General features: G+C 50.2%; 22 protein-coding genes, 1 tRNA gene and 1 rRNA gene. 19 read left to right on the top strand and 5 right to left on the bottom strand.

Annotation, left to right across the window (positions count from 1 at the left end; all coding sequences use genetic code 11):
• Positions 1-12 precede the first annotated feature (12 nt).
• Positions 13-1,056 (bottom strand): rod shape-determining protein MreB, encoded by a 1,044-nt coding sequence (gene mreB, locus FEK43_RS19530; protein ID WP_000913396.1) that lies wholly within the window; start codon positions 1,054-1,056, stop codon positions 13-15.
• Between the two features lie 305 nt (positions 1,057-1,361).
• Positions 1,362-3,302: an RNase E specificity factor CsrD gene (gene csrD / locus FEK43_RS19525; RefSeq protein ID WP_130260186.1), complete on the bottom strand. Its 1,941-nt coding sequence runs from the start codon at positions 3,300-3,302 to the stop codon at positions 1,362-1,364.
• A gap of 151 nt (positions 3,303-3,453) precedes the next feature.
• Between csrD and FEK43_RS19520 the strand changes: the two genes are divergently transcribed.
• The 12 genes from FEK43_RS19520 to FEK43_RS19465 all read left to right on the top strand — a co-directional run bounded on the left by FEK43_RS19520 (position 3,454) and on the right by FEK43_RS19465 (position 13,889).
• The gene (locus FEK43_RS19520; RefSeq protein ID WP_135407998.1) at positions 3,454-4,428 is read left to right on the top strand and encodes an MDR family oxidoreductase; all 975 of its coding nucleotides are present in this window, start codon (positions 3,454-3,456) and stop codon (positions 4,426-4,428) included.
• Between the two features lie 97 nt (positions 4,429-4,525).
• Positions 4,526-5,530, top strand: a complete 1,005-nt coding sequence (gene msrP, locus FEK43_RS19515) for a protein-methionine-sulfoxide reductase catalytic subunit MsrP (RefSeq protein ID WP_138158694.1) — start codon at positions 4,526-4,528, stop codon at positions 5,528-5,530.
• Complete coding sequence (msrQ, locus tag FEK43_RS19510; protein ID WP_130204508.1) at positions 5,531-6,130, top strand: protein-methionine-sulfoxide reductase heme-binding subunit MsrQ; 600 nt, start codon at positions 5,531-5,533, stop codon at positions 6,128-6,130.
• Between the two features lie 395 nt (positions 6,131-6,525).
• The gene (accB, locus tag FEK43_RS19505; protein WP_130260190.1) at positions 6,526-6,996 is read left to right on the top strand and encodes an acetyl-CoA carboxylase biotin carboxyl carrier protein; all 471 of its coding nucleotides are present in this window, start codon (positions 6,526-6,528) and stop codon (positions 6,994-6,996) included.
• Between the two features lie 10 nt (positions 6,997-7,006).
• On the top strand, positions 7,007-8,356 hold the full coding sequence (gene accC, locus FEK43_RS19500) for an acetyl-CoA carboxylase biotin carboxylase subunit (RefSeq protein ID WP_000884639.1): 1,350 nt from the start codon (positions 7,007-7,009) through the stop codon (positions 8,354-8,356).
• Positions 8,357-8,464: 108 nt separating this feature from the next.
• The gene (locus tag FEK43_RS19495) at positions 8,465-8,707 is read left to right on the top strand and encodes a YhdT family protein (protein WP_000381170.1); all 243 of its coding nucleotides are present in this window, start codon (positions 8,465-8,467) and stop codon (positions 8,705-8,707) included.
• The gene (gene panF, locus FEK43_RS19490) at positions 8,697-10,148 is read left to right on the top strand and encodes a sodium/pantothenate symporter (RefSeq protein ID WP_130204506.1); all 1,452 of its coding nucleotides are present in this window, start codon (positions 8,697-8,699) and stop codon (positions 10,146-10,148) included. Before FEK43_RS19495 ends, panF begins: the two co-directional genes overlap by 11 nt.
• An 11-nt stretch (positions 10,149-10,159) precedes the next feature.
• Positions 10,160-11,041 (top strand): 50S ribosomal protein L11 methyltransferase, encoded by an 882-nt coding sequence (gene prmA / locus FEK43_RS19485; protein ID WP_130260191.1) that lies wholly within the window; start codon positions 10,160-10,162, stop codon positions 11,039-11,041.
• 328 nt (positions 11,042-11,369) lie between these two features.
• Positions 11,370-12,335 (top strand): tRNA dihydrouridine synthase DusB, encoded by a 966-nt coding sequence (gene dusB / locus FEK43_RS19480; RefSeq protein ID WP_096915168.1) that lies wholly within the window; start codon positions 11,370-11,372, stop codon positions 12,333-12,335.
• A 25-nt stretch (positions 12,336-12,360) separates the two neighbouring features.
• Positions 12,361-12,657, top strand: a complete 297-nt coding sequence (fis, locus tag FEK43_RS19475) for a DNA-binding transcriptional regulator Fis (protein WP_000462905.1) — start codon at positions 12,361-12,363, stop codon at positions 12,655-12,657.
• Positions 12,658-12,741: 84 nt separating this feature from the next.
• Positions 12,742-13,626 (top strand): adenine-specific DNA-methyltransferase, encoded by an 885-nt coding sequence (gene yhdJ, locus FEK43_RS19470; protein WP_130260192.1) that lies wholly within the window; start codon positions 12,742-12,744, stop codon positions 13,624-13,626.
• A gap of 83 nt (positions 13,627-13,709) precedes the next feature.
• Complete coding sequence (locus FEK43_RS19465) at positions 13,710-13,889, top strand: DUF2556 family protein (protein WP_010345321.1); 180 nt, start codon at positions 13,710-13,712, stop codon at positions 13,887-13,889.
• Positions 13,890-13,891: 2 nt separating this feature from the next.
• Here the strand turns inward: FEK43_RS19465 and envR are convergent, their stop codons facing one another.
• The gene (gene envR, locus FEK43_RS19460; RefSeq protein WP_135408002.1) at positions 13,892-14,554 is read right to left on the bottom strand and encodes an acrEF/envCD operon transcriptional regulator; all 663 of its coding nucleotides are present in this window, start codon (positions 14,552-14,554) and stop codon (positions 13,892-13,894) included.
• 395 nt (positions 14,555-14,949) lie between these two features.
• Here envR and acrE point away from each other — a divergent pair, with 395 nt between their 5' ends.
• From acrE to FEK43_RS19425, 7 genes are all read left to right on the top strand, one after another.
• Entirely contained in the window at positions 14,950-16,107 is a 1,158-nt protein-coding gene (gene acrE / locus FEK43_RS19455; RefSeq protein WP_130204498.1) for a multidrug efflux RND transporter periplasmic adaptor subunit AcrE, read from the top strand.
• Between the two features lie 11 nt (positions 16,108-16,118).
• The gene (gene acrF, locus FEK43_RS19450; protein ID WP_135408004.1) at positions 16,119-19,223 is read left to right on the top strand and encodes a multidrug efflux RND transporter permease subunit AcrF; all 3,105 of its coding nucleotides are present in this window, start codon (positions 16,119-16,121) and stop codon (positions 19,221-19,223) included.
• Between the two features lie 251 nt (positions 19,224-19,474).
• Complete coding sequence (locus FEK43_RS19445) at positions 19,475-19,696, top strand: membrane protein (RefSeq protein WP_000825639.1); 222 nt, start codon at positions 19,475-19,477, stop codon at positions 19,694-19,696.
• A 417-nt stretch (positions 19,697-20,113) separates the two neighbouring features.
• Entirely contained in the window at positions 20,114-21,139 is a 1,026-nt protein-coding gene (locus FEK43_RS19440; protein ID WP_130204494.1) for an amino acid ABC transporter substrate-binding protein, read from the top strand.
• Positions 21,140-21,206: 67 nt separating this feature from the next.
• On the top strand, positions 21,207-22,388 hold the full coding sequence (locus FEK43_RS19435; protein WP_131160890.1) for an amino acid ABC transporter permease: 1,182 nt from the start codon (positions 21,207-21,209) through the stop codon (positions 22,386-22,388).
• Positions 22,389-22,397: 9 nt separating this feature from the next.
• Positions 22,398-23,501, top strand: coding sequence for an amino acid ABC transporter permease (locus tag FEK43_RS19430; protein ID WP_135408007.1), 1,104 nt, complete (start codon positions 22,398-22,400; stop codon positions 23,499-23,501).
• A gap of 7 nt (positions 23,502-23,508) precedes the next feature.
• Complete coding sequence (locus FEK43_RS19425) at positions 23,509-24,267, top strand: amino acid ABC transporter ATP-binding protein (protein WP_130219134.1); 759 nt, start codon at positions 23,509-23,511, stop codon at positions 24,265-24,267.
• Between the two features lie 230 nt (positions 24,268-24,497).
• On the opposite strand, the gene rrf is transcribed toward FEK43_RS19425, so the two are convergent.
• Together rrf and FEK43_RS19415 are read right to left on the bottom strand one after the other, a co-directional pair.
• Positions 24,498-24,613: ribosomal RNA gene (gene rrf / locus FEK43_RS19420) — 5S ribosomal RNA — on the bottom strand.
• A 39-nt stretch (positions 24,614-24,652) separates the two neighbouring features.
• Positions 24,653-24,728 (bottom strand) — tRNA-Thr (locus FEK43_RS19415).
• Positions 24,729-24,754 lie beyond the last annotated feature (26 nt).

Genomic DNA, 24,754 nt, shown 5'->3' with positions numbered 1-24,754 from the left:
GCCTGCATCCGATTACTCTTCGCTGAACAGGTCGCCGCCGTGCATGTCGATCATTTCCAGCGCCTTGCCGCCACCGCGCGCCACACAGGTCAGCGGATCTTCAGCAACAACGACTGGAATGCCGGTTTCTTCCATTAATAAACGGTCAAGGTTACGCAGCAATGCGCCACCGCCAGTGAGCACCATTCCGCGCTCAGAGATGTCGGAAGCCAGTTCCGGCGGACACTGTTCCAGCGCAACCATCACTGCGCTAACGATGCCGGTCAGCGGCTCTTGTAGCGCTTCGAGGATTTCGTTGGAGTTCAGCGTAAAGCCGCGTGGAACACCTTCAGCCAGGTTACGACCACGAACTTCAATTTCACGCACTTCATCGCCCGGATAAGCCGAACCGATTTCGTGTTTAATACGCTCTGCTGTCGCTTCACCGATCAAGGAACCGTAGTTACGACGAACATAGTTGATAATGGCTTCGTCGAAGCGGTCACCGCCGATGCGTACAGAAGAGGAGTAAACCACGCCATTCAGCGAGATTACGGCAACTTCAGTAGTACCACCGCCGATATCAACCACCATGGAACCGGTCGCTTCAGAAACCGGCAGACCGGCGCCAATTGCCGCGGCCATCGGCTCTTCAATCAGGAACACTTCACGGGCGCCAGCGCCCTGCGCGGATTCACGAATTGCGCGGCGTTCAACCTGGGTTGCGCCAACCGGCACACAGACCAGAACGCGCGGGCTTGGGCGCATAAAGCTGTTGCTGTGCACTTGCTTAATGAAGTGCTGGAGCATTTTTTCAGTCACGAAGAAGTCAGCGATTACGCCATCTTTCATTGGGCGAATAGCAGCAATATTGCCCGGCGTACGGCCCAGCATCTGCTTCGCGTCATGACCTACTGCAGCCACGCTTTTTGGTGAACCGGCACGATCCTGACGAATGGCCACCACGGAAGGCTCATTCAATACGATGCCTTGTCCTTTTACATAAATGAGGGTATTCGCAGTACCCAAGTCAATGGACAAGTCATTGGAAAACATGCCACGAAATTTTTTCAACATACTAAGGGATAATCCTGAAAGCTGGGGCGGAAAAGAAAATCCGCTTACTTTACCAACCACACGCAGCAGCGACAAGGCGCAAAAATCATCTGCTACGGTGAAAATTAGTGCAGTTCGTTTCCTTTGTTACAAATCTCTGCCTGAGTCCAGATTAGGCTAAATGCGTCAACAGCATTCCTCGCCTGTTTGCAACTGCGTAAGGTCATTCATCTGCATATGTGCTGCAACAATCTGGCGAGCAGATAAGCACACTCCCACGAAACGCAGCGCGCGTTATTCTACGTGAAAACGGATCAAACGGCAGGTTAAACCGAGTATCTTTGTGAATATTTTTTCACGTTAGTATCAAGTGGCTGTGAGGACGCGAAAAAATCCCCCTGGCCACCCAAAACCCCGCGCTGAATCAGGGTCTGCCACTCGCTTCGCGAACGTACGCCAGTCGCGTAAACCTGGGTATTGGTCCCGGAACAGGCTTCTACCATGCTCTGAACCAACAATTGGTTTTCCGTTCGCTTCTCAATATTTCTTACCAGCCCCGGATGAAGCTTGAGTAATTCGACATTCAGTTCTTTGATCCAACTGGTACTTACCAGCGTCAATCCAGCCTGGTTAACGGCAACTCGAACCCCTAAAGCATTCACCAAACGAATGACAGGTTGCAAGCGACCGATATGTTGACCAACATCAGCCTCTGCAAGTTCAATAATTATGCGTTTTCGTTGTGATTTTTCACACTGCATCAACGTATCGCGCAGCCAACGCTGGAAACGCGGCCGGATCAACGACTCAACGGTCACCTGAATCGCCAGATTTTCTTGCGGCCAATAGCGTAACAGCGGGATGAGACGACTGATTTGCAGGCGGTCATACTCTTCCGATAAACCAAACTGCAACACCATCGGCATATATTCCGCCGAGCTTACCTCTTCATTACCATCAAAGATGCGACACATAATTTCGCGATGATGAACCTGCCCTTCCCGGGTGACCGCAGGTTTTTGATAAAGCCTGGGACCGCCACGACTTAACATTTGTTCGATTAGCGTACGCCAACGAACGTTGCCGCGCCCTTTTTCTGGTAATGAGTCATCGTAAATCGCCCAGCTATTACCCCCCTGTAATCCCGCATTACGCGTGGCGGATTCGGCATGGTCCATCACTTGTTCTGTTTCCTGGCCGCTACGCCAGGCACAGATGCCGATATGAATCATATCTTCACGATCGAGCATTTTATTGCTCGGTAAGGTATCAACCGCTTTGATCAACTGCCCGGCAATGCTCTCCGCCTCTTTTAAAGTCCGATGCGGCAACAGCGCGGCAAAATCGCTACGGTGATAGCGCGCCAGCAGTGCACCTGGATAGCGCATCATAAATGTCGACAGCAGATTCGTCAGAGTGAAGAATTGTTCTTCGGCCTGGCTGTGTCCCCACGTGTCGCTCAACATATTGAAATCAGGTAGACGGATCATCATCACGATCCCGTGAGTCCCTACCTTCTCTTGATCTTCCAGCAATGTAGCCAACTGGTTGTCGAAAAAGAGACGGTTATTGAGGCCGGTTTTGATGTCCTGCGCGGCGTAAGAGCGAATCAGCGTATCAAGACGGCTGTGCTGTTCACGCGCATTCTGAATTTCTGAAAGCAGCATATCCAGCGCACTGCTGGTTCCTGGCGGCCATTCATAGATGGAGCCAAGCACATTCGGCCCACGCTCCCCGTTTAAGATACGCGCCGAGCGAGTTTCCAGTAGTTCTTGCCCGGCAAGTTGCCGCTGCAACCAGCGTACTGCAAGGAAGAGCATAATAATGATAAAACCAATTGCCCCAGTGAGCGGCGCGGTGGTCATCAGCGAGTGAAAATAGTTTCCCATCGGGTCCTGATAAACCAGATGTAGCGACATTCCTGGATGTTTAACTAACGGAACGGTCAGTTCGCGAAACAGATCGCTGGTGCCAACAGGGCGGTAACTCCCCTGGCGGGAAAGGGTATAAACCTGTTTGTTATTGTGTAACAGGTCCACGCGAACGATATCTGCTGACATCATCAATTCACTGATTTGTGGCCTCAGCGAGCTGAAATCAGACGACACCAGATGCGTATCGATCGCCGTCGCCACCGCCTGAACGCGATGGCTAAACTTATACTGAATCGCGTTATAGAAACTTAACGAGCAGCCCATCAAAGTCACAAAGATCGTTAACCCGGTGAGCAGCGTGACAAAGGCCGAAAATTTCGTCGTTAATCTCATCCTTGTGTTAACTCCGATAGTGAGGAAGCGGGCATACTAGCAAATCAGATTTATCTCGCAATTTATTGCGCTTCATCGACTTTGCTTTTCAATTAGCGAGTATAGTCTTCAGAAATTATTTTCCAATCCATCATGCACATGAGGACTTCTTATGCAGGCGTTACTTTTAGAACAGCAGGACGGCAAAACCCTCGCATCTGTACAGACTCTGGACGCAAGTCGCCTGCCGGAAGGCGATGTGACGGTCGATGTCCACTGGTCGAGCCTGAATTATAAAGATGCGCTGGCAATAACCGGTAAAGGAAAAATAATCCGCAATTTTCCGATGATTCCTGGCATCGACTTCGCCGGAACCGTACGCGACAGTGAAGATCCTCGTTTTCATGCTGGTCAAGAAGTGTTACTCACGGGCTGGGGTGTTGGTGAAAATCATTGGGGCGGGCTGGCAGAACAAGCGCGCGTAAAAGGCGACTGGTTGGTTGCCATGCCGCAAGGTCTGGACGCGCGTAAAGCAATGATTATTGGTACTGCTGGGTTTACCGCCATGCTGTGCGTGCTGGCACTGGAAGATGCCGGTATTCGTCCAGAAGATGGCGAGATTGTGGTGACGGGCGCCAGCGGCGGCGTTGGTAGTACTGCCGTGGCGCTGTTGCATAAGTTAGGTTATCAGGTGGTTGCTGTTTCCGGTCGCGAAAGTACCCATGAATATCTGAAAAGTTTAGGTGCCAGCCGAATTCTGCCGCGTGATGAATTTGCTGAATCCCGTCCACTGGAAAAACAGCTTTGGGCCGGGGCGATTGACACTGTGGGCGACAAAGTGCTGGCTAAAGTGCTGGCGCAAATGAACTACGGCGGCTGCGTGGCGGCCTGTGGTCTGGCGGGTGGTTTTACTCTGCCAACCACCGTCATGCCATTTATTCTGCGTAACGTTCGCCTGCAGGGCGTGGATTCGGTGATGACGCCACCAGCACGCCGCGCACAAGCCTGGCAGCGTCTGGTTGCCAATTTACCGGAATCATTCTATACCCAGGCGGCAAAAGAGATTTCACTGGCTGACGCACCAAAATTTGCCGAGGCCATTATTAACAATCAGATCCAGGGCCGTACGCTGGTAAAAATTAACTAAGCGTTAGCATAAAATAATTTACATATCGTTAACGAATTTTAGCAGCACTTTGACATTCTCCCTGCCATAGTAATCATGAGCATACCGGGAGTCTGTTATGAAAAAAATTCGTCAACTTACAGAAGCCGATGTCACTGCTGAATCGGCTTTTTTTATGCAACGTCGGCAAGTTTTGAAAGCATTAGGCATCAGCGCCGCCGCCCTCTCTATACCAAATGCCGCCCACGCGGATTTACTTGGCTGGTTCAAAGGGAACGATCGCCCGCCCGCGCCTGCCGGAAAACCCCTGGAGTTCAGCAAGCCTGCTGCCTGGCAAAATAACCTGCCACTGACACCGGAAGATAAAGTTTCCGGCTACAACAATTTCTATGAATTTGGGTTGGATAAAGCAGATCCCGCCGCGAATGCTGGCAGCCTGAAAACCGATCCGTGGACGTTGAAAATCAGTGGTGAAGTCAGTAAACCGTTAACCCTCGACCACGATGCGCTAACCCGTCGATTCCCGTTAGAAGAGCGGATTTACCGGATGCGCTGCGTGGAAGCGTGGTCGATGGTGGTGCCGTGGATTGGTTTTCCGCTGCATATACTGCTGGCGCTGGCAGAGCCGACCAGCAACGCGAAGTACGTCGCTTTCGAAACAATTTATGCACCGGAACAAATGCCCGGCCAGCAGGACAGGTTTATCGGCGGCGGTCTGAAATATCCCTATGTAGAAGGATTACGTCTCGACGAAGCAATGCATCCGCTCACACTGATGACCGTCGGCGTCTACGGCAAGGCGCTACCGCCGCAAAATGGCGCGCCGATACGCCTGATTGTGCCATGGAAATATGGCTTTAAAGGCATCAAGTCGATAGTGAGCATTAAGCTGACCCGAGAACGCCCACCAACCACCTGGAATCTTTCGGCCCCCAACGAATACGGCTTTTACGCCAACGTTAATCCGCATGTTGATCACCCTCGCTGGTCGCAGGCCACTGAGCGATTTATCGGTTCAGGTGGCATCCTGGATGTGCAACGCCAGCCGACACTGCTATTTAACGGCTACGCCGATGAAGTCGCGTCACTTTATCGCGGACTGGATCTACGGGAGAACTTCTAAGTGCGTTTGACTGCAAAACAGGTTACCTGGCTGAAATTTTGCCTGCATCTTGCCGGATTTTTGCCGTTTGTCTGGCTGGTTTGGGCAATCAATCATGGCGGGCTAAGTGCCGACCCGGTGAAAGATATTCAGCATTTTACCGGTCGGACTGCGCTGAAATTTTTATTGGCGACGTTGTTAATTACCCCGCTGGCGCGCTACGCTAAGCAGCCATTATTGATACGCACCCGCCGCCTGTTAGGTTTATGGTGTTTCGCCTGGGCGACGCTGCACTTAACCAGTTATGCATTGCTGGAACTTGGCGTGAACAACCTGGCGTTATTCGGTCAGGAATTAATCACCCGACCTTATTTAACCCTGGGTATTATCAGTTGGTTAATTTTGCTTGCTTTAGCATTCACGTCTACACAAGCGATGCAGCGAAAACTAGGCAAACACTGGCAACAGTTGCATAACTTCGTCTATCTTGTCGCGATCCTGGCCCCCATACATTATCTGTGGTCAGTGAAGGTTATCTCACCGCAGCCGCTCATCTACGCCGGGCTGGCATTATTGCTTTTAGCCTTACGTTATAAGAAGTTCCGTCAATGGTGGCGTTAATTTCGTGAACTGTGCGGCTTATTGCAAATTACGCGACGTTGAAAGTTATTTACATGTTAGCTGTTGATTATCTTCCCTGATAAGACCAGTATTTAGCTGCCATTTGCTACGAAATCGTTATAATGTGCGACCTCGTTCTCCCTAAGGCAGCTTTTAAGCTGCTGAAAAGGTGACAATGGCGCAACGAAGGTATATTTTGTTTTTTGCCGGAGGATAGCAGCAGATCGCTGCACAATGTCCGTCAAGTCTCACATTGACACTCTGGGGCAAAATAGACCGGCGTCCCGGCCTGCTGGAATTTACCGCTATGCATACAGCTGTCGGGGCATACGCTTTACAGACGGCGGTGAAACGCCTGTCACAATCACACTAAACAAAGAGTACGGAACCCACTCATGGATATTCGTAAGATTAAAAAACTGATCGAGCTGGTTGAAGAATCAGGCATCTCTGAACTGGAAATTTCTGAAGGCGAAGAGTCAGTACGCATCAGCCGTGCAGCACCTGCCGCAAGTTTCCCGATGATGCAACAAGCTTACGCTGCACCAGTGATGCAGCAGCCAGCTCAATCTAACGCAGCCGCTCCGGCGACCGTTCCTTCCATGGAAGCGCCAGCAGCAGCGGAAATCAGTGGTCACATCGTACGTTCCCCAATGGTTGGTACTTTCTACCGCACCCCAAGCCCGGACGCGAAAGCGTTCATCGAAGTGGGTCAGAAAGTGAACGTGGGCGATACCCTGTGCATCGTTGAAGCCATGAAAATGATGAACCAGATCGAAGCAGACAAATCCGGTACTGTGAAAGCAATTCTGGTCGAAAGTGGACAACCGGTAGAATTTGACGAGCCGCTGGTCGTCATCGAGTAACGAGGCGAACATGCTGGATAAAATTGTTATTGCCAACCGCGGCGAGATTGCATTGCGTATTCTTCGTGCCTGTAAAGAACTGGGCATCAAGACTGTCGCTGTGCACTCCAGCGCGGATCGCGATCTAAAACACGTATTACTGGCAGATGAAACGGTCTGTATCGGTCCTGCTCCGTCAGTAAAAAGTTATCTGAACATCCCGGCAATCATCAGCGCCGCTGAAATCACCGGCGCAGTAGCAATCCATCCGGGTTACGGCTTCCTTTCCGAGAACGCCAACTTTGCCGAGCAGGTTGAACGCTCCGGCTTTATCTTCATCGGCCCGAAAGCAGAAACCATTCGCCTGATGGGCGACAAAGTATCCGCAATCGCCGCGATGAAAAAAGCTGGCGTTCCTTGCGTACCAGGTTCTGACGGCCCGCTGGGCGACGATATGGATAAAAACCGCGCCATTGCTAAACGCATTGGTTATCCGGTAATTATCAAAGCCTCCGGCGGCGGCGGTGGTCGTGGTATGCGCGTAGTGCGCGGCGATGCTGAACTAGCGCAATCTATCTCCATGACTCGTGCGGAAGCGAAAGCTGCTTTCAGCAACGATATGGTTTACATGGAGAAATACCTGGAAAATCCTCGCCACGTCGAGATTCAGGTGCTGGCTGACGGTCAGGGCAACGCTATCTATCTGGCGGAACGTGACTGCTCCATGCAGCGCCGCCACCAGAAAGTGGTCGAAGAAGCGCCAGCACCGGGCATTACCCCGGAACTGCGTCGCTACATCGGCGAACGTTGTGCTAAAGCGTGTGTTGATATCGGCTATCGCGGTGCAGGTACATTCGAGTTCCTGTTCGAAAACGGCGAGTTCTATTTCATCGAAATGAACACCCGTATTCAGGTAGAACACCCGGTTACTGAAATGATCACTGGCGTTGACCTGATCAAAGAACAGCTGCGTATCGCTGCCGGTCAGCCGCTGTCTATCAAGCAAGAAGAAGTTCACGTTCGCGGCCATGCGGTAGAGTGCCGTATCAACGCCGAAGATCCGAACACCTTCCTGCCAAGCCCGGGCAAAATTACCCGTTTCCACGCGCCAGGCGGTTTTGGCGTGCGTTGGGAGTCTCATATCTACGCGGGCTACACCGTGCCGCCGTACTATGACTCAATGATCGGTAAGCTGATTTGCTACGGTGAAAACCGTGACGTGGCGATTGCTCGCATGAAGAATGCGCTGCAGGAGCTGATCATCGACGGTATCAAAACCAACGTTGATCTGCAGATCCGCATCATGAACGACGAGAACTTCCAGCATGGTGGCACTAACATCCACTATCTGGAGAAAAAACTCGGTCTTCAGGAAAAATAAGACTGCAAAAGCGTCAAAAGGCCGGATTTTCCGGCCTTTTTTATTACTGGGGATCGACAACCCCCATAAGGTACAATCCCCGCTTTCTTCACCCATCAGGGACAAAAAATGGACACTCGTTTTGTTCAGGCCCATAAAGAGGCGCGCTGGGCGCTGGGGCTGACCCTTTTGTATCTGGCGGTATGGTTAGTAGCTGCTTACTTACCTGGCGTTGCCCCCGGTTTTACCGGCTTTCCGCGCTGGTTTGAGATGGCCTGCATCCTGACGCCGCTGCTGTTTATTGGACTGTGCTGGGCGATGGTGAAATTTATCTATCGCGATATCCCGTTGGAGGATGACGATGCAGCTTGAAGTGATTCTACCGCTGGTCGCCTATCTGGTGGTGGTGTTCGGTATCTCTGTTTATGCGATGCGTAAACGGAGCACCGGCACCTTCCTCAATGAGTATTTCCTCGGCAGCCGTTCCATGGGCGGTATTGTGCTGGCGATGACGCTCACCGCGACCTATATCAGTGCCAGTTCGTTTATCGGCGGGCCAGGCGCTGCTTATAAATACGGCCTGGGTTGGGTATTGCTGGCGATGATTCAGCTGCCTGCAGTCTGGCTTTCGCTCGGTATACTCGGCAAGAAGTTCGCGATTCTTGCGCGCCGCTACAATGCGGTGACGCTGAACGATATGCTGTTTGCCCGCTACCAGAGTCGTCTTCTGGTGTGGCTGGCGAGTTTGAGTTTGCTGGTTGCGTTCGTTGGTGCGATGACCGTGCAGTTTATCGGCGGTGCGCGTCTGCTGGAAACCGCGGCGGGTATTCCTTATGAAACCGGGCTGCTGATTTTCGGTATCAGTATTGCGTTATATACCGCCTTTGGCGGCTTTCGCGCCAGTGTGCTGAACGACACTATGCAAGGTCTGGTGATGCTGGTTGGCACCATTGTGCTGCTGGTCGGCGTGGTACATGCCGCTGGCGGCTTAAGCAACGCGGTAGAGACGCTGCAAACCATCGATCCACAGCTGGTTACACCACAAGGTGCTGACGATATTCTGTCACCTGCCTTTATGACATCGTTCTGGGTACTGGTGTGCTTTGGCGTTATTGGCCTGCCGCATACTGCGGTGCGCTGTATCTCTTATAAAGACAGCAAAGCAGTGCATCGGGGGATCATCATCGGGACGATTGTAGTCGCAATCCTGATGTTCGGTATGCACCTGGCCGGAGCGTTAGGTCGGGCGGTGATCCCCGATCTCACCGTACCGGATCTGGTGATCCCGACGTTAATGGTAAAAGTGCTGCCACCGTTTGCTGCCGGGATCTTCCTGGCTGCACCGATGGCCGCGATCATGTCGACGATCAACGCCCAGTTGCTGCAAAGTTCCGCTACGATCATTAAAGATCTCTATCTGAATATCCGTCCGGATCAAATGCAAAACGAGACGCGTCTGAAGCGGATGTCGGCGGTGATTACGTTGATTCTCGGCGCGTTGCTGCTGCTTGCCGCCTGGAAGCCGCCAGAAATGATCATCTGGCTGAATTTGCTGGCCTTCGGTGGGCTGGAAGCCGTTTTCCTGTGGCCGCTGGTGCTGGGTCTTTACTGGGAACGCGCCAACGCCAAAGGTGCGCTAAGTGCGATGATCGTTGGCGGCGTGCTGTATGCCGTGCTCGCGACCCTGAATATTCAGTACCTGGGCTTCCACCCTATCGTGCCCTCGTTACTGCTAAGTTTGCTGGCTTTCCTGGTCGGAAACCGTTTCGGTACTTCCGTCTCGCAAGCTACCGTTTTGACTACTGATAAATAAAGAGTTTTGCCATGCCTTGGATCCAACTGAAACTGAACACCACCGGCGCGAACGCTGAAGATCTTAGCGATGCGCTGATGGAAGCGGGTGCCGTGTCCATTACTTTTCAGGATACCCACGATACGCCGGTGTTTGAGCCGCTGCCGGGCGAAACGCGCCTGTGGGGCGACACCGATGTGATTGGTCTGTTCGATGCTGAAACCGACATGAATGAAGTCGTGGCGATTCTGGAGGATCATCCGCTGCTCGGCGCAGGCTTCGCGCACAAAATCGAACAACTGGAAGATAAAGACTGGGAGCGCGAATGGATGGATAATTTCCACCCAATGCGCTTTGGCGAACGTCTGTGGATCTGCCCAAGCTGGCGTGATGTGCCAGACGAAAACGCCGTCAACGTGATGTTAGACCCGGGCCTGGCGTTTGGTACGGGGACTCATCCAACCACCTCTCTGTGCCTGCAATGGCTCGACAGCCTCGATTTAACCGGTAAAACGGTCATCGATTTTGGCTGTGGATCCGGCATTCTGGCAATCGCAGCGCTGAAACTGGGCGCAGCAAAAGCCATTGGTATTGATATCGATCCGCAGGCCATTCAGGCCAGCCGCGACAACGCCGAACGTAATGGCGTTTCTGACCGTCTGGAACTCTACTTACCCAAAGATCAGCCTGAAGCGATGAAAGCCGACGTGGTGGTCGCTAACATCCTCGCAGGCCCGTTACGTGAACTGGCACCGTTAATCAGCGTCCTGCCGGTTTCAGGCGGCTTGCTGGGCCTTTCCGGTATTCTGGCAAGCCAGGCGGAGAGCGTTTGTGAAGCTTATGCCGACAGCTTCGTTCTGGACCCGGTCGTGGAAAAAGAAGAGTGGTGTCGCATTACTGGTCGTAAGAATTAACCGCCAGAATGCGGCATAGTGATGTAGAGAGAAGTGCGAGCAACGTCACAAAAGGCACGTAATTTTGCTGATTATTTAGGCAAATTTGCGTGCCAAAATTTTCATTCATAAAGAAAAATTGAGAACTTACTCAAATTTCTTTGAGTGCGAATTTTAATCACTTATTTCTAATGTGATGATTTTTATGATTAATTATTCCGCCGAGTTCATTTTAAATGCAATTCTTTGATCCATCTCAGAGGATTGGTCAAAGTTTGGCCTTTCATCTCGTGCAAAAAATGCGTAATATACGCCGCCTTGCAGTCACAGTATGGTCATTTCTTAACTCATGCGCATCGGACAATATCAGCTCAGAAATCGCCTGATCGCAGCGCCCATGGCTGGCATTACAGACAGACCTTTTCGGACGTTGTGCTACGAGATGGGAGCCGGATTGACAGTATCCGAGATGATGTCTTCTAACCCTCAGGTTTGGGAAAGCGACAAATCTCGTTTACGGATGGTGCACATTGATGAACCCGGTATTCGCACCGTGCAAATTGCCGGTAGCGATCCGAAAGAAATGGCAGATGCAGCACGTATTAACGTGAAAAGCGGTGCCCAGATTATTGATATCAATATGGGTTGCCCGGCTAAAAAAGTGAATCGCAAGCTTGCAGGTTCAGCCCTCTTGCAGTACCCGGATGTCGTTAAATCGATCCTTACCGAGGTCGTTAATGCAGTGGACGTTCCTGTTACCCTGAAGATTCGCACAGGCTGGGCGCCGGAACACCGTAACTGCGAAGAGATTGCCCAACTGGCTGAAGACTGTGGCATTCAGGCTCTGACCATTCATGGCCGTACACGCGCCTGTTTGTTCAATGGAGAAGCTGAATACGACAGTATTCGGGCAGTTAAGCAGAAAGTTTCCATTCCGGTTATCGCGAATGGCGACATTACTGACCCGCTTAAAGCCAGAGCTGTGCTCGACTATACAGGGGCGGATGCTCTGATGATAGGCCGCGCAGCTCAGGGAAGACCCTGGATCTTTCGGGAAATCCAGCATTATCTGGACACTGGGGAGTTGCTGCCCCCGCTGCCTTTGGCAGAGGTTAAGCGCTTGCTTTGCGCGCACGTTCGGGAACTGCATGACTTTTATGGTCCGGCAAAAGGGTACCGAATTGCACGTAAACACGTTTCCTGGTATCTCCAGGAACACGCTCCAAATGACCAGTTTCGGCGCACATTCAACGCCATTGAGGATGCCAGCGAACAGCTGGAGGCGTTGGAGGCATACTTCGAAAATTTTGCGTAAACAGAAATAAAGAGCTGACAGAACTATGTTCGAACAACGCGTAAATTCTGACGTACTGACCGTTTCTACCGTTAACTCTCAGGATCAGGTAACCCAAAAACCCCTGCGTGACTCGGTTAAACAGGCACTGAAGAACTATTTTGCTCAACTGAACGGTCAGGATGTTAATGACCTCTATGAGCTGGTACTGGCTGAAGTAGAACAGCCCCTGTTGGACATGGTGATGCAATACACCCGTGGTAACCAGACCCGTGCTGCGCTGATGATGGGCATCAACCGTGGTACGCTGCGTAAAAAATTGAAAAAGTACGGCATGAACTAATTCAGGTTAGCTAATTGCTTGATTAAAAGGCGCTACTCGGCATGGGGAAGCGCCTTTTTTATAGGTGTCGCAAAGGGAGTGACCATGAGAACAGGATGTGAACCCACCAGGTTTGGCGACAATACAAAGACCATTATCCACGGTGATGCATTAGCTGAACTTAAAAAGATACCCGCAGAAAGTGTCGATCTAATCTTTGCTGACCCGCCTTATAACATCGGTAAAAATTTCGATGGCCTGATCGAAGCGTGGAAAGAAGATCTGTTTATTAACTGGCTATTTGAAGTGATTACAGAGTGCCACCGCGTTCTGAAAAAACAGGGCAGCATGTACATCATGAACAGCACGGAAAACATGCCCTTTATTGACCTCCAGTGCCGCCAGCTTTTTACCATCAAAAGTCGCATCGTCTGGTCGTATGACAGCTCCGGCGTTCAGGCAAAAAAATATTACGGCTCCATGTATGAACCCATCCTGATGATGGTGAAAGACGCAAAGAACTACACATTTAACAGCGATGCTATTCTGGTAGAAGCCAAAACCGGAGCACAGCGTGCATTAATCGACTATCGCAAAAATCCCCCACAACCTTACAATCATCAAAAAGTGCCAGGTAACGTCTGGGATTTTCCACGCGTACGTTATTTGATGGATGAATATGAAAACCATCCGACGCAAAAGCCTGAAGCTTTACTGAAGCGCATTATTCTCGCCTCTTCTAACCCTGGCGATGTCGTTCTCGATCCGTTTGCTGGTAGCTTCACCACCGGTGCCGTCGCCATCGCGACCGGGCGAAAATTCATTGGTATTGAGATTAACAGCGAGTACATCAAGATAGGGCTACGCCGACTGGAAGTCGCGTCACATTACTCCATGGAAGAGCTGGCGAAAGTGAAAAAAAGAAAGACCGGCAACCTGTCAAAACGAAGCCGGATCAGCGAAGTTGACCCCACTCTCATTGCAAAGTAAAGGAAGTGTAAGCCTGGTTTTCAGATTATTCATTTCGTGTATATTTCCTGCCAGACTTGGTTAAACATGCACAGGCTCAGGTAATGATTCGCAAGTATTGGTGGCTCGTCGTTTTCGCTGTCTCCGTTTTTCTGTTTGATACCTTACTGATGCAGTGGATTGAACTACTGGCAACAGAAACAGACAAATGTCGCAATATGAACTCGGTTAATCCGCTAAAACTGGTTAACTGTGACGAACTGGATTTTCACAATAGAATGTAACTTTATACGATACCTAATTCATTTGTTTTATGAATTAATTTCGTTATGTTTTCATCTGGTATAAACATTCTTAATACATTATCGACTAATGCGGGTGCTTGTTTATAAAGATCGTAACCCGCTATATTCATTAACCAGTTTTGAACAATACCGCTGAAGGCGCCATCAATAATAATCATTACGACGTCTAAGTCGAGGCTTTTAGCTATATCCCCCTGTTGCTGACATGCTTGTAATACTTCACGCAAAATCTGTGGATTAAAGCCCATCTTTTCCCGTATTACTGCCTCGGCCAGCATTTCATCACTAAATTCACACTTGTGATATAAGATTTGCAGTAACGCCTGCTGGCGGGGAATTTCGGCAATATATTGCAAGCCAACAATCAGTTTTTCACGCAATTGCAGGAAAGGATCATGTTCTAACCCTTCCGTTAAACGTTCCTGGATTAACTCACGCAATGAAGGCTGTTGCAGCCACATCTCGTTAAACAGTTGAGCCTTGTTTTCGAAGTGCCAGTAGATTGCGCCACGCGTGACGTTGGCGGCGTCGGCGATGTCATTGAGCGTCGTCTTGCTTACGCCATACTGCGCAAACTGGGCGATGGCAGTTTCAATCAGTTCTTGCCTGGTCTTCAGGGCTTCAGCTTTGGTTCTTTTTGCCATGATTAATCATTCAGGGAATAAATGTATTCGACATAAGGGAAACAACGAGAAGTAATGTATCACCTAATTTTTATTTATACGAGAAACCAATTCCCGTCTGCTATCAATCGTCAAATAATCAAAGTCTATTGTTTGACGATAATATATTTAATTAATAAATGTATATTTCACTTTGCGTTAAAATGCTTCCATTCTTTTCAACTCACATCAAATGAGAACATTAGAATATTAATCTATTTTTGTGTTTACGTGCCTTGAATAGCGACTATTCATAACTATTCCTTACATCGCAGGACGATAATTTGTAGGATAGCGAACTGTATTTTTATTTCTGCGAGTTAACGCGTTGCCTTTTTCTGGCTAATAACGCGCTTTTGGTTTTTTGAGGAATAGTAATGACGAAACATGCCAGGTTTTTCCTCCTGCCCTCCTTTATCATGATCTCCGCAGCGTTAATTGCGGGTTGTAACGATAAGGGAGAAGAGAAAGCTCACGTCGGTGAACCGCAGGTTACCGTTCATGTTGTGAATACTGCCCCGTTAGAAGTTAAAACTGAATTACCAGGCCGTACTAATGCTTTCCGTATTGCCGAGGTTCGCCCACAGGTTAGCGGGATAGTGCTGAATCGTAATTTCACTGAAGGCAGCGATGTGCAAGCTGGCCAGTCCCTGTACCAGATCGATCCAGCCACTTATCAGGCAAGTTATGACAGCGCGAAAGGCGACCTGGCGAAAAGCGAAGCTGCCGCATCCATCGCGCATTTGACGGTAAAACGTTATGTTCCGCTTGTGGGTACGAAATACATCAGCCAGCAGGAGTACGATCAGGCGATTGCTGATGCTCGTCAGGCCGATGCTACCGTCATAGCCGCAAAAGCCACGGTCGAAAGCGCCCGCATCAATCTCGCTTATACCAAAGTGACTGCGCCAATTAGCGGGCGTATCGGCAAATCTTCGGTGACCGAAGGTGCTCTCGTCACTAACGGGCAAACGACCGAACTGGCGACTGTCCAGCAACTCGATCCTATCTATGTCGATGTGACCCAATCCAGCAACGACTTCATGAGACTCAAGCAGTCCGTAGAGCAAGGTAGTTTGCATAAGGAAAACGCCACCAGCAACGTAGAGCTGGTCATGGAAAACGGTCAAACCTATCCCCTAAAAGGCACGCTGCAATTCTCTGATGTAACCGTTGATGAAAGCACCGGCTCCATTACCCTGCGCGCGGTTTTCCCTAACCCGCAACACACGCTTCTGCCAGGTATGTTTGTGCGCGCACGGATTGATGAAGGTGTACAACCTGACGCCATTCTTATCCCGCAACAGGGAGTTAGCCGCACGCCGCGTGGTGACGCTACCGTGCTGATTGTTAATGATAAAAGCCAGGTTGAGGCGCGTCCTGTTGTCGCCAGCCAGGCCATTGGCGATAAATGGCTGATTAGCGAAGGACTAAAAGCGGGTGATCAGGTCATTGTCAGCGGCCTGCAAAAAGCACGCCCGGGAGAGCAGGTTAAAGCCACTACCGATACCCCCGCAGATACTGCGTCGAAGTAAGGCAATCTGATATGGCAAACTTTTTTATTCGACGACCAATATTTGCATGGGTGCTGGCCATTATTCTGATGATGGCGGGCGTACTGGCGATCCTACAATTGCCCGTCGCCCAGTATCCAACCATTGCCCCGCCCGCTGTTTCTGTGTCGGCAAACTATCCGGGCGCTGATGCGCAAACCGTGCAGGATACGGTGACACAGGTTATCGAACAGAATATGAACGGCATCGATAATCTGATGTATATGTCCTCCACCAGCGATTCAGCCGGTAGCGTGACAATTACTCTCACCTTCCAGTCCGGGACCGATCCAGACATCGCGCAAGTGCAGGTACAAAACAAACTTCAACTCGCCACACCGTTGCTGCCGCAGGAAGTCCAGCAACAGGGGATAAGTGTCGAGAAATCAAGTAGCAGCTTTTTGATGGTGGCTGGTTTTGTTTCTGATAACCCAAGTACCACGCAAGACGATATTTCCGACTACATCGCCTCTAACGTCAAAGATACCATTAGCCGTCTGAACGGCGTTGGCGACGTACAACTGTTCGGTGCTCAGTACGCTATGCGTATCTGGCTCGATGCCGATCTGCTGAACAAATATAAACTCACATCGGTTGATGTTATTAACCAGTTGAAAGTACAGAACGACCAGATTGCGGCCGGTCAGTTAGGCGGCACGCCGGCATTACCAGGACAGCAGCTAAACGCGTCGATTATTGCCCAGACACGGTTAAAAGATCCGGAAGAGTTCGGCAAAGTCACCCTGCGCGTGAACAGCGACGGTTCGGTAGTGCGGCTGAAAGATGTCGCACGGATTGAACTCGGTGGTGAAAACTATAACGTTATCGCCCGTATCAACGGCAAACCCGCGGCTGGCCTCGGTATTAAACTGGCAACGGGAGCTAACGCACTTGATACCGCAAAAGCCATCAAGGCCAAACTGGCAGAATTGCAGCCGTTCTTCCCACAGGGAATGAAGGTTCTTTACCCTTATGACACCACGCCTTTCGTCCAGCTTTCTATCCAGGAAGTGGTGAAAACGCTGTTCGAAGCCATTATCCTGGTATTCCTGGTGATGTATCTGTTCTTGCAGAACATGCGGGCGACATTGATACCCACCATTGCTGTACCTGTCGTGTTGTTAGGGACGTTTGCCATACTCGCCGCTTTTGGTTACTCCATCAATACGCTAACGATGTTCGGGATGGTACTTGCCATCGGGCTTCTTGTTGATGATGCGATAGTCGTTGTAGAGAACGTCGAGCGCGTAATGATGGAGGATAAACTCCCCCCCAGAGAAGCGACGGAAAAATCGATGTCGCAAATCCAGGGTGCGCTGGTAGGTATCGCGATGGTACTGTCGGCGGTGTTTATTCCGATGGCATTCTTCGGTGGCTCAACAGGGGCAATTTATCGACAGTTCTCTATCACTATTGTTTCAGCAATGGCGCTTTCAGTACTGGTTGCGCTGATTCTCACCCCCGCGTTATGTGCAACATTGCTGAAACCAGTCTCTGCCGAGCATCACGAAAATAAGGGTGGTTTCTTCGGCTGGTTTAACACCACTTTCGATCATAGCGTTAATCACTACACCAATAGCGTTGGCAAAATCCTCGGTTCCACAGGGCGATATTTACTGATCTATGCGCTGATTGTCGCCGGAATGGTAGTGCTGTTTTTACGCCTCCCTTCTTCTTTCTTGCCGGAAGAAGATCAGGATGTCTTCCTGACCATGATCCAACTGCCCGCTGGCGCGACGCAAGAGCGGACACAAAAAGTACTGGATGAAGTGACGGATTACTATCTGAAGAACGAGAAGGCGAACGTTGAAAGTGTCTTTACAGTCAATGGATTTAGCTTCAGCGGTCAGGCGCAAAACGCCGGGATGGCCTTTGTCAGCCTTAAACCGTGGGAAGAGCGCAGTGGCGAAGAAAATAGCGCGGAAGCGGTAATCCAACGTGCCAAAATGGAACTGAGTAAAATCCGCGACGGTTTTGTCATTCCATTCAATATGCCAGCCATTGTTGAACTGGGTACGGCAACAGGTTTCGACTTTGAGTTAATCGATCAGGCGGGTCTTGGTCACGATGCCTTAACCCATGCCCGCAACCAATTGCTTGGCATGGCGGCGCAACATCCTGAAAGCTTAGTCAGTGTGCGCCCCAATGGCCTGGAAGATACTGCGCAGTTCAAACTTGAAGTTGACCAGGAAAAAGCACAGGCATTAGGCGTTTCGCTTTCTGACATTAATCAGACCATTTCTACGGCGTTAGGCGGGACGTATGTCAACGACTTCATCGACCGTGGCCGCGTGAAAAAAGTATATGTTCAGGCGGATGCCAAATTCCGTATGCTGCCAGAAGATGTCGATAAACTTTATGTCCGCAGTGCCAACGGCGAAATGGTGCCATTCTCCACCTTTACCACTTCACATTGGGTATATGGTTCTCCGCGTCTGGAACGCTACAACGGTCTACCTTCTATGGAGATTCAGGGGGAGGCCGCGCCAGGCACCAGTTCCGGCGATGCGATGTCGCTAATGGAAAGCCTCGCCTCACAACTACCTAACGGAATCGGTTATGACTGGACGGGTATGTCGTATCAGGAACGCTTGTCAGGCAACCAGGCCCCTGCTCTGGTAGCCATTTCATTCGTGGTCGTTTTCCTGTGCCTTGCAGCGCTCTATGAAAGCTGGTCAATTCCTGTCTCGGTTATGTTGGTCGTGCCGTTAGGGATTGTCGGCGTGCTGCTGGCGGCGACACTCTTTAATCAAAAAAATGACGTTTATTTTATGGTGGGCTTGTTAACGACAATTGGCTTATCAGCTAAAAACGCTATTTTGATTGTTGAGTTCGCCAAAGACCTGATGGAGAAAGAGGGGAAAGGTGTTATTGAAGCAACGCTGATGGCCGTACGTATGCGTCTTCGTCCTATTCTGATGACATCACTCGCCTTTATTCTCGGCGTATTGCCGCTGGCTATCAGTAATGGTGCGGGAAGCGGCGCGCAGAACGCAGTAGGGATTGGAGTCATGGGCGGCATGATTTCCGCAACATTACTGGCAATCTTCTTCGTCCCTGTGTTCTTTGTGGTGATCCGCCGTTGCTTTAAAGGGTAAATTTAAAACACAAAGGCGTCTTCGGACGCCTTTTTAATTTGCAGTTAAAACTATAAAAATTAATGAGTTAATGATTCACTAACTTTTGAATTGAGTGCATTCATTCTTTCTCCCTTCATTATTTTTACAATTAACATAATTTGTCATTATTCATCTCGCAAGAATTATAACTCCCGGTGATAAAATGGAATTCAGTACGTTAATAAGAAAGTTAGCTTATTAAGCGGTAGCGTTATTACTGAGGTAACACCATGAAAAGATTAATTCCTGTCGCATTGCTCACCGCATTGCTGGCGGGCTGCGCTCACGATTCACCCTGCGTTCCGGTTTATGACGATCAGGGCCGTCTGGTTCACACCAATACCTGTATGAAAGGTACGACTCAGGATAACTGGGAAACTGCCGGGGCTATTGCTGGCGGGGCAGCGGCTGTTGCAGGCCTGACGATGGGGATCATCGCTCTGTCGAAATAACTGAACAGAGCGCGGAGTTCCGCGCTCTGTTTAACGGTACAGAATCTCACCGTAAGATAAAATACAACTATATTCGGCTAGCTTATTCCCTTTTAATTTAGCATTTTATTTCGAACCGTCGAAATAACACATCCATTAGTTTTTCCCCTCATTTAAAACACATGCTCACGCTAACAATCATTATCCTGCTTAGTAAAATGCGAATAAATATTTTGCGCTAAAATGTGGCGTATGTTTCATTTTCGCACCATTGCGGGGCGATGTTTTTATTATTTCCTGTCTACACTCAGCTTATTGCGACACGGAATCGTGCGCAAAAACTGGCACTACTTTTGCTTATAAAAGGATGGCCACAGACAGGTAAAAGACGTTTCCCAAACGTCCTATAACGATAATTTTCGCCTCACAGGAAGCATTATGAAAAAGATGATGATAGCCACACTGGCTGCCGCCAGCGTGCTGCTTGCCGTTGCAAATCAGGCGCATGCTGGCGCGACACTTGATGCCGTAAAGAATAAAGGGTTTGTGCAATGCGGGATCAGTGACGGATTACCTGGGTTCTCTTATGCCGATGCAGACGGTAAGTTTTCAGGTATTGATGTAGATGTTTGTCGTGGTGTTGCCGCTGCTGTATTTGGCGACGACACGAAAGTGAAATATACCCCACTCACAGCAAAAGAACGCTTCACCGCTTTACAGTCAGGAGAAGTGGATTTGCTCTCCCGTAATACGACCTGGACTTCATCCCGCGACGCAGGAATGGGAATGGTATTTACTGGCGTCACTTATTACGACGGCATTGGCTTCCTGACGCACGATAAAGCGGGATTAAAAAGCGCGAAAGAACTGGATGGCGCAACCGTCTGTATTCAGGCGGGGACTGATACCGAACTTAACGTCGCCGATTACTTCAAGGCAAACAATATGAAGTACACGCCAGTGACTTTCGATCGCTCAGACGAATCAGCAAAGGCTCTGGAATCTGGCCGCTGCGATACGCTGGCCTCGGATCAGTCGCAACTGTATGCCCTGCGGATCAAATTAAGTAATCCTGCCGAATGGATTGTCCTGCCAGAAGTTATCTCTAAAGAACCGCTTGGTCCGGTCGTCCGTCGTGGCGATGATGAATGGTTCTCTATTGTGCGCTGGACGCTTTTCGCCATGCTGAATGCTGAAGAGATGGGCGTTAACTCGCAAAACGTTGATGAAAAAGCGGCTAATCCAGCTACGCCTGATATGGCGCATCTGCTGGGTAAAGAGGGCGATTACGGCAAGGATCTGAAGCTGGATAATAAATGGGCTTACAACATCATCAAACAGGTGGGTAACTACTCGGAAATTTTTGAGCGTAATGTAGGTTCAGAAAGCCCGCTGAAAATTAAACGTGGGCAAAATAATCTCTGGAATAACGGCGGTATTCAGTACGCGCCGCCCGTGCGTTAAGTCGGTGTGAGGTAACGGGCGTCGCTACGGCGGCGCTCTCTTCAGCGTTATGGTTTCCGAGGTTTATATGCCCCATCGCCGCTCAACCGTTAAAGGCTCACTCTCCTTTACCAACCCTACGGTTCGCGCCTGGTTATTCCAGATCCTCGCCGTTGTTGCCGTCGTCGGCATTGTTGGTTGGTTATTTCACAACACCATGACGAATCTAAACAATCGCGGCATTACATCAGGATTTGCCTTTCTGGATCGCGGCGCAGGCTTCGGGATCGTCCAGCATTTGATCGATTACCAGCAGGGCGATACCTACGGACGCGTTTTTATTGTCGGCTTACTCAATACGCTACTGGTTTCAGCATTGTGTATCGTATTCGCATCTGTCCTGGGCTTCTTTATCGGTCTGGCGCGACTTTCGGATAACTGGCTGCTACGAAAGCTTTCCACAATTTATATTGAGATCTTCCGTAATATTCCCCCGCTACTGCAAATCTTCTTCTGGTACTTTGCCGTGTTGCGCAATTTGCCCGGACCGCGGCAGGCAGTGAGTGCGTTTGATCTCGCCTTTTTGAGCAATCGTGGGCTCTATATTCCGTCGCCGCAGCTGGGAGATGGATTTATTGCGTTTATCCTGACTGTTGTTATTGCTATAGCCATTTCTGTTGGACTATTCCGTTTTAATAAAACGCACCAGATAAAGACCGGACAACTGCGACGAACCTGGCCTTGCGCCGTTGTGTTGCTCACTGGTTTACCTTTACTGGCGCAATGGCTTTTTGGTGCGGCACTGCACTGGGATGTTCCGGCACTACGAGGGTTTAACTTCCGCGGCGGGATGGTGCTTATCCCTGAGCTGGCAGCCTTAACATTGGCGCTTTCAGTTTATACATCTGCATTTATCGCCGAGATTATTCGCGCCGGGATCCAGGCAGTGCCTTATGGTCAACATGAAGCTGCCCGCTCGCTGGGATTGCCCAACCCAGTTACGCTACGCCAGGTCATTATTCCCCAGGCGCTACGAGTGATTATTCCGCCGTTAACCAGCCAGTATCTCAACATCGTCAAAAACTCCTCTCTTGCCGCCGCTATCGGCTATCCCGATATGGTTTCGCTGTTTGCTGGCACCGTGCTGAACCAGACGGGGCAAGCCATCGAGACGATTGCCATGACGATGTCGGTCTATCTGATTATCAGCCTGACTATCTCGCTGCTGATGAATATCTATAACCGCCGCATCGAGATCGTTGAACGCTAAGGAGTCATGATGACAAAAGTATTGCTGTCTCATCCCCCGCGCCCGGCGAGCCATAACTCAAGCCGCGCTATGGTGTGGGTGCGCAAAAACCTGTTCTCCAGCTGGAGCAATAGCCTGCTGACTATTGGCTGCTTATGGTTGATGTGGGAACTGATTCCACCGCTGCTGAACTGGGCTTTTTTACAGGCAAACTGGGTTGGTTCAACGCGTACCGACTGCACAAAAGCCGGTGCCTGTTGGGTCTTCATCCACGAACGATTCGGCCAGTTTATGTATGGGCTTTACCCGCACGACCAGCGCTGGCGAATTAACCTGGCATTACTGATTGGCCTTGTTTCTATCGCACCAATGTTCTGGAAAATACTCCCGCATCGCGGTCGCTATATTGCGGTATGGGCGGTTATCTACCCACTGATTGTCTGGTGGCTGATGTATGGCGGTTCTCTTGGTCTGGAGCGGGTTGAAACCCGGCAATGGGGCGGGCTGACACTGACGTTGATTATCGCATCTGTTGGGATTGCTGGGGCGCTGCCGTGGGGGATATTACTGGCATTAGGCCGCCGCTCCCATATGCCGATTGTGCGTATCTTATCGGTCATTTTTATCGAGTTTTGGCGTGGCGTACCGCTGATTACCGTACTGTTTATGTCTTCGGTCATGCTGCCGCTCTTTATGGCGGAAGGCACCAGTATCGACAAACTGATTCGTGCGTTGGTCGGCGTGATCCTGTTTCAGTCAGCATACGTTGCGGAAGTCGTGCGAGGCGGATTGCAGGCATTGCCCAAAGGGCAATACGAAGCGGCAGAGTCGCTGGCGTTGGGTTACTGGAAAACGCAGGGGCTGGTTATTCTGCCACAGGCACTGAAGCTGGTGATTCCTGGGCTGGTAAATACCATCATCGCACTATTCAAAGACACAAGTCTGGTGATCATCATCGGGTTGTTCGATCTTTTCAGTAGTGTGCAGCAGGCAACCGTTGATCCCGCCTGGCTAGGTATGTCGACGGAAGGGTATGTTTTCGCCGCACTGATCTACTGGATCTTCTGCTTCAGCATGTCACGTTATAGCCAACATCTGGAAAAACGTTTTAACACCGGGCGTACACCGCATTGAGGACACTATGAGCCAAATTTTACTGCAACCTGCTAACGCGATGATTACGCTGGAAAACGTCAATAAATGGTATGGGCAATTCCATGTCTTAAAAGATATAAATCTGACTGTGCAAACCGGTGAACGCATTGTTTTGTGTGGTCCTTCCGGTTCCGGGAAATCGACAACCATTCGCTGTATTAATCATCTGGAAGAACACCAACAGGGACGGATCGTGGTGGATGGCATCGAGCTTAACGAAGATATTCGCAATATTGAGCGCGTCAGGCAGGAAGTGGGAATGGTCTTTCAGCATTTCAATCTATTCCCACATTTGACCGTTTTACAGAACTGTACCCTGGCGCCGATTTGGGTGCGTAAGATGCCGAAGAAAGAAGCTGAAGCTCTGGCGATGCATTACCTTGAGCGGGTGAGAATTGCCGAACATGCACAGAAGTTTCCCGGGCAGATTTCTGGTGGTCAGCAGCAACGCGTTGCCATAGCACGTTCACTTTGTATGAAACCAAAGATCATGCTGTTTGATGAACCTACGTCGGCGCTCGATCCGGAGATGGTAAAAGAAGTGCTGGATACGATGATTGGGCTGGCTCAGTCAGGCATGACGATGCTGTGCGTAACACATGAAATGGGATTTGCGCGAACTGTCGCTGATCGAGTGATTTTTATGGATCGCGGAGAAATCGTGGAGCAAGCTGCACCGGATGAATTTTTTGCGCATCCTAAATCGGAGCGTACGAGGGCATTTTTATCGCAGGTTATCCATTAAGTTGTACATGGATTCGAAACGCAAAAAGGCCATCCTTTCGGATGGCTTTCGCTTGATTTGATGTCTGGCAGTTTATGGCGGGCTTCCTGCCCGCCCCCCTCCGGGCCGTTGCTTCGCAACGTTCAAATCCGCTCCCGGCGGATTTGTCCTACTCAGGAGAGCGTTCACCGACAAGCAACAGATAAAACAAAAGGCCCAGTCTTTCGACTGAGCCTTTTGTTTTATTTGATGCCTGGCAGTTCCCTACTCTCGCATGGGGAGACCCCACACTACCATCGGCGCTACGGCGTTTCACTTCTGAGTTCGGCATGGGGTCAGGTGGGACCACCGCGCTACGGCCGCCAGACAAATTCTTTTCTAATCTGCCGAACTTTAACCTAAAAAGTGGTGCTGATACCCAGAGTCGAACTGGGGACCTCACCCTTACCAAGGGTGCGCTCTACCAACTGAGCCATATCAGCACGCTAAATTTGATGCCTGGCAGTTC

Origin of the sequence: Escherichia sp. E2562, assembly GCF_005781075.1 — a bacterium.
GTDB lineage: Bacteria > Pseudomonadota > Gammaproteobacteria > Enterobacterales > Enterobacteriaceae > Escherichia.
The sequence above is the reverse complement of the archived record's forward strand: the minus strand, read 5'-3'. Positions and strand labels throughout refer to the sequence as shown.